Below are 12,208 nucleotides of genomic sequence, written 5' to 3' on the forward strand. Positions count from 1 at the left end.
GTCCAGAAACAGCGGTGTCGGTCAGAAGTTGGTCTGAATCGCTTTGAGCGCGTCTTCGCGGACGTCCCAGTCGACGAAGATGCCGACCGACGAGGCGCTCGTGATGACGTCGTGAATCGAGATGTGGGCGTCCGCGAGCGGCGAAATGATGTCCCGGACGACGCCGGGTTGGCTCATCAGGCCGCCCGTGACGCGGATGACGGCGATGTCGTCGTCCACCGTCACGCTGGAGAGCAGTTCCTCATCGACGACGCACTGGTGGAGGACCTTTTCTGCCTCCGCAGCGCGGTCCGTAGCGATGTAGAAGGTCACCGAGTCCATCCCGCTTGCGACGGCGTCGATGTTGATTTCCGCCTCGGCGAGCGTCTGAGAGAGCGTCGCGAGAATCCCCGGTTCGTTTCGGATGGACCGACCCGCAACCGTAATGCAGGCCAGTTGAGTCTCCCGCAGGTCGATGAGGTTCTCGAACTGACCCTCGATACTCGTGCCACCGGACAGGAGGTCGCCGTGCTGGTAGTGGACGACGCGCACGTCGAGGTTCTCGTCCTTGTAGGTGAGTGCGCTCGGGGCGACGACCTCTGCGCCGCGGAACGACAGGTCGCGCAGTTCGTCGACGGTAATCTGGGAGACGTTGCGCGCGCCCTCGACGACGCGTGGGTCGCCGGTCATGACGCCCTCTACGTCGGTAACGATGACGACCTGGTCTGCGCCGGTGTACTTCCCGAGCATGACCGCCGTGGTGTCGCTGCCGCCGCGTCCGAGGGTGGTGACTTTGCCGGTGTGGTCCTGTGCGAGGAAGCCGGTGATGACCGGGACGACGCCCTCCATCGATTTCGCGAGCTCCGCGGCGCGGGCCTTCGTCGCTTCGACGTCGACCTCGCCGTGTTCGTCGGTGATGATTGGCCACTCTTCGCTGCCCGGTTCGAGGAACTTCGCGTCGACGCCACGGGCGCTGAGAGCGGCTTTCAACATTCGGACGCTCGTCCGCTCGCCCATGCTCACGATTTCTGCACGGTCTGCGTCGTCGGCCTCGAAGGTAATCTCTTCGAGGAGGTCGTCGGTGGTCGAGCCCATCGCGCTCGCGACGACCGCGATTTCGTGGCCCGCGGCGACCGCCGCGGCGATCGAATCGGCCGCTCGATTGATTCGGTCGCCGCTGCCGAGGCTGGTACCGCCGAACTTCGCAACTACGCGCATGCTACCACCGCGTGCGTGTGAACGTGACTCATTGGCCCCTCTTTATGAGTCCCGTGAGATAACGTTGTTCATCCTCCGAATGATTGCCGTCTGTTACATTTCCGTCCCATCGTCTGGAAGTTCTGCTGCTGTATCGTCGTTCGAACCGGCCGATTCGGCCGATTGTTCAGTTTCTTCCTCACGGCGCTCGCTCTTTCGTTGCTCCTCTTCTGGGTCGAAGGTGACCATTCCGAGGCCAGAGGTGTACTCGTAGGTGTGCCACTCGGGGATGACGAGGACGCCCTTCATCTTGCGGATGCGAATCTGTTTGAGCAGCGTATCCGGAACGAGTGATTCGGTGAGCCGGAGGTCGATGACCCCATCGACGACGTATTCGAGGTCGTGGGGGAAGAGCGATTCTTCGGTGACGACGGTCGCGCCGGCGTAGACGGGAACGAACCGCCCTTTGCACACGTCCGCCCTGATGGTGCGGACGAAGTCGTAGGCCCGCACCGGCTGGACGAGCGCCCCGAACTCGGTGAGCGAGTCGATGAGCACCATCCCCGAATCGACGATGTGGTGGTTCTCGAGGCAGTTGTCGAGTTTATTCGTCACCTCGTCGATGTCCGTCGGGTCGCGAATCGTCGTCGTCGCTCCCTGGGCGACGCGGTAGAGGTGCTGGTTCCACTCGTTCAGCCGCTCGTACATCCGCTCTCGCGTCGAGAGGCGGTAGGTGAAACAGTCGAGGATGTGCAACTGGTCGCGCTCTAAGTAGGGGAGGACGTTCCAGTCGAAGGTGAGAAACTGCTGGACGAGCGAGCCGGGCGGCTCTTGAAACGTTACGATGACCGCCGATTCACCCCGGCGGAGGGTGCGCCAGACGAGTTCGGCTTGCAGCGCCCGGTCGCGGGTTCCGGCGGGTCCACTCAGGAGGACGAAGGCGTTCCGTGGCGCTCCCTGCGGAAGGCTCTGTTCGAGCGCCGAGACGCCCGGGTCGAACCACATGAAGCCGTGGTACTCCGTGAAGACGAATTCGCTGGTTTCGAGCGCGTCTCGGCACGCAAGCGAGCAGAACTGGTAGTCTACCGCCTCGTCACTGGCCAGAACCGGTTCCTCCGGTATCGGGTGCCGACAGAAGTCACATCGTACCACGTCCGGCCCTTCTTGTCCAGTGCTATCATCCACCATGACACTGTTAGGAATGGAAGCGACAAGAACCATCCGGGTCAGGGATTTAACTCTAATGCCCGCCAAGGGGAGGCTATGGACGTGCGGGATGCCGTTGAAGACGACGCGGGCACACTGGCCGAGATGACCGGTTCTCCGAGCGACGTGATGCGGAATCTCATCCACGACCGGAGTGTGCGCGTCGCGGAGACGAAAGGCGACATCATCGGCTTCGTGAGTTTCGACGCAGAGCACCGAACGGTGTACGTGACGCAGCTTTCAGGCGAGACGAAGGTGGCGAAACGGCTGCTCGACGAACCCCTCCGTTTCGCCTCGAAAGAGCGAATGAGCGTCGAATTACTGGTTCCAGAGGACGAGGCACCGATTCTCGACGCCGCAGACAGCGTGGGCTTTGCCCGCGTCGGGTCGGGGCCGCGATTCGGCACCACGCCGACCGTGAGGTTCCGCAAAGACCCTAGCTGAACGAGCGAATCGTCATCTCCAGCGTGTCGAGGTCGACGATGGGCGCGAAGCCCGAATCCGGGTCGATGTTCACGCTCTTCTGGAAATCCGTCTGAGCCTGCCAGCACCCGCTGTTGAGCGCCAGCACGTTGTGGTACATCCCGTAGCCGAGTTTGTGGACGTGCCCAGTGTGGAAAATGTCCGGCACCTCGTCGATGACGAGATAGTCCTTCTCTTCGGGTGCGACACGGGTGTGACCGCCATACTGGGGCGCGACGTGGCGCTTTTTGAGCAGCTGGTACATCGCCTTGTGTGGCTCTTCGTAACTGGCCTTGTCGGCGGGGAGTTCGGCGATGACCTCGTCGAGTGAAACGCCGTGGTACATCAGAATGGAGACGCCCTCGAGCGTCACGACCGAAGGGTTCGAGGCGATTTTCGCGTCGTGTGCGCTCATGATGTCGCGCAGTTCGTCCGAAAAGCCGGGTTGTGGTTCTGCGAGGCGCACCGCGTCGTGGTTGCCTGGAATCATGACGATGTCCATGTCGCCAGGCACCTCTTTCAGGTACTCGTTGAACTCCTCGTACTGGTCGTAGATGTCGATGATGGTGAGTTCCTCGTCCTGGTTCGGGTAGATACCGACACCCTCCACCATGTCGCCTGCGATGCACATGTACTCCACGTGCTCCGCCTCCTCGGTGTGGAGCCAGTGGGCAAAATCGCTCCACGCGTCGGCCATGAACTCCTGGCTGCCGACGTGCACGTCGCTGATGAGCGCCGCCTGCACGTGACGGTCAGCGGTCGTCGGTTTGTGGGTTCGTGGGATGTCCGGGAAGTAGAGCGACTCGACGAACAGGATACCGGCGTCGTCCGAAAGCGTCCCGTCCACAGCGATGACCTCGTCGAGTAAAATCTCGTCTACGAGGTCCGCAAGCGGCCGGTCTTTCATCACGAGACACGGGAACACGCCGTTCGTGTCTTCGAGTTCGATTATCCAGTGGCCGTTCGCCGTCGACCGAACGTCACTGACCATCCCGATGATACCAGCCTCGCTGTTTCCAGGCATCGATTTGAGCGCCCGCGTCGTGCGATGGTTCACGCGGGAACGCAGTTTCGAAGAGAGTCGCTCGTACCGGTCGCGAAACACCGCGACGAAGTCCTCGTATCGGCCCGTTCCGGTACTCTCACCGGTCATGTCGTTCGCAATCTGGAGCGAACGGAGCGCTCGGTCTACCGTCCGTTCGAACGATTCTGGGGACGTTTCTACTGGAGTTGTATCAGTCTTTGCCACTGTTTCTGGTGTGACATCTGCAGTTGAAGTAGAGGGGTCCGTCTCGTCGAGGGTTGACCGAACGTGGGCGGCGGTGACCACGAGCGCGTTCTCCGGCAATTGGGAGAGAACGCGCTCGAGCGTCTGCGCGGGGTCCGCTGCACCAGCGATGAGGGTGACAGCCTCGCGTTCTGCGTTGAATCCACGACTGACGAGTTCGCTGACGACGCGGGCGTCACTCTCGAGTGGCACATCCGAGTGTCTTCGGGGAGTGGCAAAAGTATAGCGAACCAAAGCCAAACGTTGAAACGACCCCCCTGCGAAGGGCCGTCAATGAGTGTCCCGGGTGACCGGCCCGACGATAACCCGACGGGGCTAGTAGGGTGGTTGAAATGGCTCGCGACGACCGACCACGGTGCTGTCGCCTACGCACGTGAACTCCTCGTGAGCGTCGGGGCCGTCGTCCTCGTCGGCTTACTTCTGTTCGCCGTGAGCGGCATCTGGCCGCCGATGGTCGCCGTCGAAAGCGGCAGCATGGAGCCGAACATGATGACCGGCGACCTCGTCTTCGTCATGGAGGAACACCGGTTCGCGGCGGCAGAAAATTATCAGGACACCGGCGTCGTCACCTACGCAATCGGCCAGCAAACCGAGTACACGAAGTTCAACAATCCGGGTGACGTCATCGTGTTCCAACCGAATGGCAATGATCGAACGACCCCCATCATCCACCGGGCGATGTTCTACGTAAACGAGAGCGAAAACTGGTACGACAAGGCCAACCCCGACTACATGCAGGGGGCAGACAATTGCCAGGAACTCGCCCACTGTCCGGCCCCGAACGAGGGATTCGTAACCAAAGGTGACGCAAACAGCATCTACGACCAGGTCGGCAATCAGAACCCAGTCAAGCCAGCGTGGGTCATCGGAACCGCAGAGTTCCGCATTCCGATTCTCGGTAACATCAGACTATGGGTCTCTCAGACGTTCACTGTCCTCGGTGGCATGGTGCTGTTCGGCCGACCACGGATCGCCGCCTGAGAAACGCTTCGGGTCGATTTTTCTGCATCAGCCTGCGCTGAGCGAATGGGTCGTTTCGAGCGTGAATGTTGCATCCTCCGGTTGCCACGCCATGACTGCAAGCGTCTCGATATCGAATTCCCACGAAAAGTCGTAGTCGAGGAGAAACGACGCCAGGTCGCCCGTGTTTGCGTCGGGAATCTGGATGGCGAGGCCAACGTGCGGGAACCAGCTTCCTGGTTCGTAGTACGATGAGGGTGCATCGCCGAGTCGCGAGACGTCATCGACCACGTCTTCGTGGAGCTGCGCGAGCGCTCTCGACTGCGTTACGGGAATGTAGAACGTGTTACCGGGGAAGATGCCGATACCGTCGGTTCGAACCGTGACCGGGTCGTGGCGAGCTACCACCGCTTCGAGGGCCGACTCGACGACCGGGACCGTCGCGGGTTCGGTGACCCCGTACAGGGTAAAATGCGGAAACGGATTGTGGATTCCGTTTGCCCCGAACTCCGCTTCGATGTCCGCCCAGACGGACTCGATGCGCTCGTAGTACGGGTCTGGGAGGAGCGCCCCGACGATGATGCTCATGGATGAGACTTCACCGAGGAGTGACAAAACAGTTTCCCGCCACACGTCAGTCCAATCCGGGAAAACAGAAGGTATGAGCGATGAAGTCACCGACGAGAACGAATTACGATACGACAGTCCAATAACTGATTGTGTTTTGTCAGTTATCGAAGCGGGCCTGAACGAACGGCTGAACGTCGCCGATTTCGCTGAGTCGCGAATCCGAGAGGAGGACGGCCTCGGTTTCGTCGATGGGGACCGAGAGGCTGATTTCCTTCGTCCGGCCGTAGCGGCCCTTGCTGACGACGACGGCGTTCACGATGCCGAGCATGTCGAGTTCGCTGATGAGGTCGGTGACCCGACGCTGGGTGAGGATATCGGCGTCGATTTCGCCACAGAGTCGTTTGTAGATGTTGTACACCTCGCCCGTGTTGATGTTGTGGACGCCGTTTTTCTCCAACATGATGGTCGAAAAGAGCACCAGTTTCGATTGGGTTGGAAGGGTGCGGACGACCTCGACGACGCGGTCGAGTTCGATTTTATCCTGGGCCTTACGGACGTGTTTCTCTTCGACGCGGTCGGTCTGGTCGCGCTCTGCGAGTTCGCCCGCCGTTCTGAGCAGGTCGAGCGCGCGACGGGCGTCGCCGTGTTCTTGCGCGGCGAAGGCAGCACACAGCGGAATCACGTCGTCAGAGAGCGAGTCGGGTTTAAACGAGACGTCGGCGCGGTGCTGGAGGATGTCGCGAAGTTGATTCGCGTCGTACGGCGGGAAGACGATTTCCTCCTCGCCGAGCGACGATTTGACCCGCGGATCGAGGAAGTCGGTGAACTTGAGGTCGTTGGAGATGCCGATGATGGAGATGCGAGAGTTAGAGAGTTCGGAGTTCATTCGCGAGAGATTGTAGAGAGTGTCGTCGCCGGATTTCTCGACGAGTTTGTCGATTTCGTCGAGCATGATGACGACCACGCGCTCGTGGTAATCGACGGCCTCGAAGAAGGTGCTGTACACCCGGTCGGTCGGCCATCCGGTCATCGGGACCGGTTCGAACGACGCCAGGTCGTCTTCGAGGGTTTCGACTCGGTCGTCGAGTTCCTCGAGCGTCGAAAAGTTCGTCTCTTCGAGTGCAGCGGGATTCTCTGTTGCGCGCTCGCGAAGGGATTCGAAGCGGGAAAGTTTGTCTTCGATGACCTGCTCGTTTTTCTCGATGAACTTGTTCGCGAGTTGGGCGAGCACGCGATACTGGGTGTCCGTCACCTCGCAGTTGATGTACTCGACCTCACAGGGCACCTCGTACTTCTGTGAGGTGGTTTCGAGTTCCTTGGAGACGAACTTTGCACTCGCCGTCTTTCCAGTTCCCGTCTTGCCGTAGATGAGAATGTTAGAGGGAGTCTCGCCACGGAGTGCCGCGACGAGAATCGTCGCCATGTTGTTGATTTGTTCGACGCGGTGGGGGAGCTTGTGCGGAGTGTAGGACGGTCGAAGAACCTCCTTGTTCTCGAAGATGGGCTCGCCACTCAGGAGGTCGTCGAAGAGACCTTGCGACGCTTCTTCGGGGTCTTCGAGCCCGTGTTCGTCGAGGACGACTTCGTCTAAGTCCACGTCGAACTCTGTCGCCGCGTTCGTCTCTTCGGTTCCGCCATCCGTGTGGGTGTCGTCAGGTTCCATCGATGATATCCCCTATCTTTCGGGTGGAACAGGCACGGCAGCCGGGAGGAGAGCCCCGGAACGGCCCTAGAATCCTTCCTGCAGGCCATTGGGTGTGCGGCCGTCTGTCCACTTGATGCACACGAACCAGAGGTAGAGATTCTATTAAATGTTGTGCTTCACAGATAGATTTTCCGCCGAGATTCACGTGGAATCGACAGTCTCGAACCCTCACTCGTCCGGATAGTTTCGATTGGACCAGCAGTCACGATGCAAGCCGTCGTGAGGAGTGGGGTTTCAACTCGAACCAGAGTGTCTCGGGTTCACCGTTCGCATCGAATCGGGTTTCGTGTCGAATCGGGTTTCGTGTCGAATCGGGTTTCATGTCAAATTGAATTCTATCGCAATTCGAATTCACTCGATCGAGTCGACCTCGTTCAGCGGGTCCTATCCTCGTTCAGCGGGTCCTATCCGAATTTGACCTTCTGGGAAGGACGAGTTGCGCATCGCTTTCAGGTTCTTCGCTTCGCACCGAGCGTTCGGCATCTCCCGAACAGGATTTCCCTTACAGGATCCACAAACTTTCCCAAATAGGACTCCCAGAGGAATCTCTGAGCCCTGAGGGACACTGATCCACAGAGGGACCACTGATCTACAGAAAGACCAAGTAGTCTGCACTAACCGTTCCAGTGGAAACGAAGGGGTTGTCCAACAGTGGTGGGAATATTGCCGCAAATATGGAGGGACGGCGGCGAACTGAACCCACGAACAGGTGAGACCGCGCGCAAGGAAATCACCGGGAGATCTCGGGAACAGCGGAAGGTTCGACTGGAAGCGGAGGGGTCGCAAGCACAGAATTCCTCTAGTGGTACTAGTTTGCACTAGAAGGAAAGGTTCAGAATGGTCTTTGCTAGAGGAACCTCTAGGTGAGAATTGGACGGGCAGTCTGGAGACAGGGAAGGAGGCTGGAGCGTCGTGATTTCTGTGAATGGCGCGTCACGAGGGGAAGCTGGTGAGAGAAGGAGTGGATATGAGAGAAGGGGTGCCCCCCACCCCTTTGTTTCCGGTGGAACGGAGAAAAGGAGGGGGAGGGGGTGTGAGGAGAGGTCTATCAAAAGAGGCATCTTTATATGATAGATGCCCTAACCATAACCGTAGTAGACCTCGCGGTAATGGTTTTGGTGGTTCTAGGGCTGAAATAAGGGTAAGCGGCAGCTCCCCACCCCCTCTCTTTCTCCCCTCTCGACTCGAAACAAGGGGGTGGGGGGCTCCTTCCCCGTCCTCCGTTCTCTCACGTTTCGTAACTATTCGATATCTCCTGGGAGAGCCCTGTTCTCGCCTCTTCTCCCGACCCGACCCCATAATCTAAATGAACAATCATCAATATATCGCGCCCAGCCGACCGGTTCAAGTGGAACGCCAGTCTTCCGGTTGCCCATCTCTACCGACGAATAAATTGACCGTCTCATCTGCCCTCGCAGTTGAAATCGAGCGAATCCCCTCCCTCACAACCCCTCCATTTCAACTGGAGTTACACCACGCTCTTTCTCTACAATCCCGTCTTTCCCTCTACAATCCCGTCCTTCCTTCCCAACCCCGTCTTTCCCCATCACCACGCTCTCTCTACCATTGCTCCCTCTCCACAAACCCATCCTTCCTCCCCACCACACTCTCCCTTTCCTTCGACCATCACCCATTCACCTTTCTGCATCCGTTTCCCTCATGGACTCGGGTTCGGTTTCACAGTCTCGCTCGTCTACGGCACCGAAACACCCTTGAGGCCAACGTTCGTGGGTTGTCTATAAATCCAGACACATGTCTGACGCACGCTTAAGTGAATTCAGGGTGCTTCTATGTTCAGAAGCACCCTTGCCAACGACATATTCCAGGGGAGCGGGAGAATAGGATGGGTATATTCGCCGTGGTCCTGTGTACAGACTGGGAACACTCCGACACAATGATTCAAAAAAGGAAACACGAGTAACAAAATGGGCATTTTCGCCGAACTACGAGATAGTATCTCACGAGTCACCGATAAGTTGTTCTCCGGCTCCGAGCCGAAGCGCATTGGCATCTACGGACCGCCGAACGCGGGTAAGACGACGCTCGCCAATCGCATCGCTCGCGACTGGACTGGCGACGCTATCGGCCCGGAGAGTCACATTCCACACGAGACGCGCCGAGCACGCAGAAAAGAGAACGTCGAAATCAAGCGCAACGGGAAGTCCGTCACCATCGACATCGTCGACACGCCGGGTGTCACGACGAAGGTCGATTACAAGGAATTCTTAGAGCACGACATGGAGAAGGACGACGCGGTTCGTCGCTCCCGCGAGGCCACGGAAGGCGTCGCAGAGGCCATGCACTGGCTCCGCGAGGACGTCGATGGCGTCATCTACGTCCTCGACAGTTCCACGGACCCGTTCACGCAGGTGAACACGATGCTCATCGGCATCATCGAGAGTCAGAAGCTCCCGGTGCTCATCCTCGCGAACAAGACGGATCTCGACGGATCGAACGTCCAGCGCATTCGCAATGCGTTCCCTCAACACGAGACGATTCCACTCTCGGCGCTCGAGGGCGAAAACATGGACGAAGTGTACGACAAGATTTCGGACTACTTCGGGTGATTAGGTATGGCAGAAGCAACAAACAAAGATGGCGTGCAAATCGACCTGTTCAGCGGCGAGCGGATGGACAGGCTCACCAGCATGGAGAAAATCAGAACCATCTTAGACGGCGTTCACGCGGGAAACATCGTGATTCTCGAGGAAGGGCTCTCACCGTCAGAGGAGTCGAAACTCATCGAGGTCACGATGAGCGAGATTAGCCCAGACGAGTTCAACGGCATCGAAATCGAGACCTATCCGAAGCAGGATGCCTCGGACGGCAGTCTCCTCGACCGCCTCATGGGTCGTCGCTCGACGGCGAAACTCACGGTCATCGGGCCGGCGAACCGTATCGAAACACTCCACAAAGACGAGAACCTCATCAGCGCCCTCGTCACTCGGCAATAATGCCACACCAGTGTACGTCCTGCGGTCACGAGTTCAGTGACGGGTCGAAGGAGATGCTTTCGGGCTGTCCGGACTGTGGCGGGAACAAGTTCCAGTTCTATCCCTCTGGGTCAACTCCCGACCCGGAGGAACAGCCACCGGAGCGCGAGTCCTCCGTAACGCAGTCGGTCGGCAAGGCCACCACGAAAGTGCGCGACTGGGTGCGTCGAGACGAAACACCTCCTGCCTCCGCGTCGGGGGCAGCCGACGCCGCTCGACCCGTGGCACAGGCCGACGACGATTCCATCATCGAAGCGCCCGCTGAACCACCGGCCGAATCCGAGGTCGACCGCGAGGACCGCGCACAGGCGAGCGCCCGCGGCGAGATGGTGAGCCCGGACGAACTCCCGGCGAAACCGGAGAAGAATCCCCCAGCAGAAGGCCGCGTCGTCGGCAGCCCGAAAGCGGAACGTCCGTCGATGGAGGAACTCCGCGAGGAACTGAACGACCAGTTCGAGAGCATCAAAATCCTCGAACCCGGCCAGTACGAACTCAACCTCATGGAGCTCTACGACCGCGATGAGTACATCATCGCACTCCAGGAAAACGGTCGGTACATCATCGAGGTCCCGGAAACCTGGATTGGCGGCCGCGACGAAGAGAAGTAACCCGTCTCCAGTCGAACTTCTCTTCCCCACGTTCCCGCTGTTTCTAGCGAGCTTTTCCCTGCTCTCAAACCGTTCGTTTCCAGTCGAACTCCTCCCCTATCTCTTCAAAGCTCGACACGAACCGCTCGCGTTTCTCCGTTCGCGCCTCTCAAAACTGTCTCCCCGCTCCTCCGTCGCCGCGAACTGAAGGTTTTAACCGCTCGCACGGAAACAGACGCGGTATGAGTCAGGCAACCAAGATTGTGGTCACTACCGTCGGCGTTTCAGCACTGCTCGCGCTCGCTATCATCGCGAGCCTCGCGCTCGCTGCGTGATGTTCGACGCGCGTGACCTCTCTGAGGCGCTCGCGGCGGTCCGTGACGAACACGCACCCGGAGCGATAGTACTCGACACGGAGACCGACTTCGAGACGCTCCCACCGGACCAGGCAGAGAGTCTCGGACTGCTCGTCGACTCGCTCTCGCCGACCTCGTATCCAGCCGAATGGCTGCCCGAGGACGCCCCGCAGTTGCTCACACAATACGCGAGTAACACTTTCACCATCGGAATGCCCGGGGACGGTAGCGTCGTCTGGACACGACAGACGACCCCGCCGCTCGTGTTCGTGAAAGCCCGAACGCAGGGGTCGCCGAAGGCGTTCATCGATTTCCTCATCGCCGAAGCGTTCGTCGAACTCGGGACGGGTGAACCCGAGCACTTCTTACCCTTCTTCGGGGACGCCTACCGTGACCTCGACGACGCACTCGCGCTCGGACCGGTCGATACCTACCAGATAGCGGCCGCCCTCTACGACGCCTACCTTGGTCTCCAGACGCGAGACGTGTTCGCCTCGTGGCAGGACACTCATCCCGACCTCTTCGACGCGTGGCAGGACGCCGGCGTCCGGATGGAACCCCGGCTTTCGAACCTCACACGGGACGTCGCCCTCGGGAAGACGGACTTCGCCGCCGCGACCGAGTACGCCTGTAGCGCGGTGAAACACGGATTGGAACTGCCAGCGCCCTTCGGTGCACTTGACACGCAGGCCTACCGCGAACACGGCGCTCCCTACGCAGTGAAGTGGGCAGAAAAGACCTTCGAGCGGTTGCGCGAAGCGTAGATTCTTCGAGACGACGAGGGTTCCTTGAGGCGACGAGGCGTTTTCGAGTCAACAGTGCAGTTTCGAGTCAACAATGCGCTTTCCTACAGCAGAGCCGACCGCTCGTCGTAACCGACGTTTCGAAAATCCGCTCGCCGTCTG

11 protein-coding genes are annotated in these 12,208 nt (G+C 59.4%); 6 read left to right on the forward strand and 5 right to left on the reverse strand.

Going from position 1 to position 12,208, the window contains the following annotated elements; translation table 11 throughout:
• Positions 1 to 21: 21 nt before the first annotated feature.
• Positions 22 to 1,197 carry an aspartate kinase gene (locus P0648_RS01645; protein WP_276245981.1) on the reverse strand — a complete coding sequence of 392 codons (1,176 nt, stop codon included), beginning with the start codon at positions 1,195 to 1,197 and terminating at the stop codon, positions 22 to 24.
• A 93-nt stretch (positions 1,198 to 1,290) separates the two neighbouring features.
• A complete protein-coding gene (locus tag P0648_RS01650) occupies positions 1,291 to 2,364 on the reverse strand; it encodes an RAD55 family ATPase (RefSeq protein ID WP_276245980.1) in 1,074 nt (357 codons plus the stop codon).
• Positions 2,365 to 2,439: 75 nt separating this feature from the next.
• On the opposite strand from P0648_RS01650, the gene P0648_RS01655 reads away from it, so the two are divergent.
• The gene (locus P0648_RS01655) at positions 2,440 to 2,826 is read left to right on the forward strand and encodes a hypothetical protein (RefSeq protein WP_276245979.1); all 387 of its coding nucleotides are present in this window, start codon (positions 2,440 to 2,442) and stop codon (positions 2,824 to 2,826) included.
• Here P0648_RS01655 and P0648_RS01660 read toward each other — a convergent pair.
• Complete coding sequence (locus tag P0648_RS01660) at positions 2,819 to 4,324, reverse strand: DNA-directed DNA polymerase II small subunit (protein ID WP_276245978.1); 1,506 nt, start codon at positions 4,322 to 4,324, stop codon at positions 2,819 to 2,821. The two genes, P0648_RS01655 and P0648_RS01660, sit on opposite strands and share 8 nt — an antisense overlap.
• 81 nt (positions 4,325 to 4,405) lie before the next feature.
• Between P0648_RS01660 and P0648_RS01665 the strand changes: the two genes are divergently transcribed.
• Positions 4,406 to 5,113, forward strand: a complete 708-nt coding sequence (locus P0648_RS01665; protein WP_276245977.1) for a S26 family signal peptidase — start codon at positions 4,406 to 4,408, stop codon at positions 5,111 to 5,113.
• A 27-nt stretch (positions 5,114 to 5,140) separates the two neighbouring features.
• Here the strand turns inward: P0648_RS01665 and P0648_RS01670 are convergent, their stop codons facing one another.
• Positions 5,141 to 5,680, reverse strand: a complete 540-nt coding sequence (locus P0648_RS01670; RefSeq protein ID WP_277504986.1) for a 2'-5' RNA ligase family protein — start codon at positions 5,678 to 5,680, stop codon at positions 5,141 to 5,143.
• A gap of 139 nt (positions 5,681 to 5,819) precedes the next feature.
• The gene (locus P0648_RS01675; RefSeq protein WP_276245975.1) at positions 5,820 to 7,325 is read right to left on the reverse strand and encodes a Cdc6/Cdc18 family protein; all 1,506 of its coding nucleotides are present in this window, start codon (positions 7,323 to 7,325) and stop codon (positions 5,820 to 5,822) included.
• A 1,967-nt stretch (positions 7,326 to 9,292) separates the two neighbouring features.
• On the opposite strand from P0648_RS01675, the gene P0648_RS01680 reads away from it, so the two are divergent.
• The 4 genes from P0648_RS01680 (at position 9,293) to P0648_RS01695 (ending at position 12,067) form a co-directional block, all read left to right on the forward strand.
• Entirely contained in the window at positions 9,293 to 9,934 is a 642-nt protein-coding gene (locus P0648_RS01680) for an Era-like GTP-binding protein (RefSeq protein WP_276245974.1), read from the forward strand.
• 6 nt (positions 9,935 to 9,940) lie between these two features.
• Entirely contained in the window at positions 9,941 to 10,321 is a 381-nt protein-coding gene (locus tag P0648_RS01685; RefSeq protein ID WP_276245973.1) for a DUF2073 domain-containing protein, read from the forward strand.
• Positions 10,321 to 10,968: a Zn-ribbon containing protein gene (locus P0648_RS01690; protein ID WP_276245972.1), complete on the forward strand. Its 648-nt coding sequence runs from the start codon at positions 10,321 to 10,323 to the stop codon at positions 10,966 to 10,968. The genes P0648_RS01685 and P0648_RS01690 overlap by 1 nt, the downstream gene beginning before the upstream one ends.
• Before the next feature lie 313 nt (positions 10,969 to 11,281).
• Positions 11,282 to 12,067, forward strand: coding sequence for a hypothetical protein (locus P0648_RS01695; RefSeq protein ID WP_276245971.1), 786 nt, complete (start codon positions 11,282 to 11,284; stop codon positions 12,065 to 12,067).
• Positions 12,068 to 12,208 lie beyond the last annotated feature (141 nt).

Origin of the sequence: Haladaptatus sp. DYSN1, assembly GCF_029489995.1 — an archaeon.
Lineage (GTDB): Archaea > Halobacteriota > Halobacteria > Halobacteriales > Halococcaceae > QDMS2.

Bases quoted from the DNA above. Each gene is read 5' to 3' on its own strand.
- P0648_RS01675 (WP_276245975.1), bottom strand. From the start codon at position 7,325: ATGGAACCTGACGACACCCACACGGATGGCGGAACCGAAGAGACGAAC.
- P0648_RS01695 (WP_276245971.1), top strand. From the start codon at position 11,282: ATGTTCGACGCGCGTGACCTCTCTGAGGCGCTCGCGGCGGTCCGTGAC.
- P0648_RS01655 (WP_276245979.1), top strand. From the start codon at position 2,440: ATGGACGTGCGGGATGCCGTTGAAGACGACGCGGGCACACTGGCCGAG.
- P0648_RS01650 (WP_276245980.1), bottom strand. From the start codon at position 2,364: ATGGTGGATGATAGCACTGGACAAGAAGGGCCGGACGTGGTACGATGT.
- P0648_RS01670 (WP_277504986.1), bottom strand. From the start codon at position 5,680: ATGAGCATCATCGTCGGGGCGCTCCTCCCAGACCCGTACTACGAGCGC.
- P0648_RS01685 (WP_276245973.1), top strand. From the start codon at position 9,941: ATGGCAGAAGCAACAAACAAAGATGGCGTGCAAATCGACCTGTTCAGC.
- P0648_RS01645 (WP_276245981.1), bottom strand. From the start codon at position 1,197: ATGCGCGTAGTTGCGAAGTTCGGCGGTACCAGCCTCGGCAGCGGCGAC.
- P0648_RS01690 (WP_276245972.1), top strand. From the start codon at position 10,321: ATGCCACACCAGTGTACGTCCTGCGGTCACGAGTTCAGTGACGGGTCG.
- P0648_RS01665 (WP_276245977.1), top strand. From the start codon at position 4,406: ATGAGTGTCCCGGGTGACCGGCCCGACGATAACCCGACGGGGCTAGTA.
- P0648_RS01680 (WP_276245974.1), top strand. From the start codon at position 9,293: ATGGGCATTTTCGCCGAACTACGAGATAGTATCTCACGAGTCACCGAT.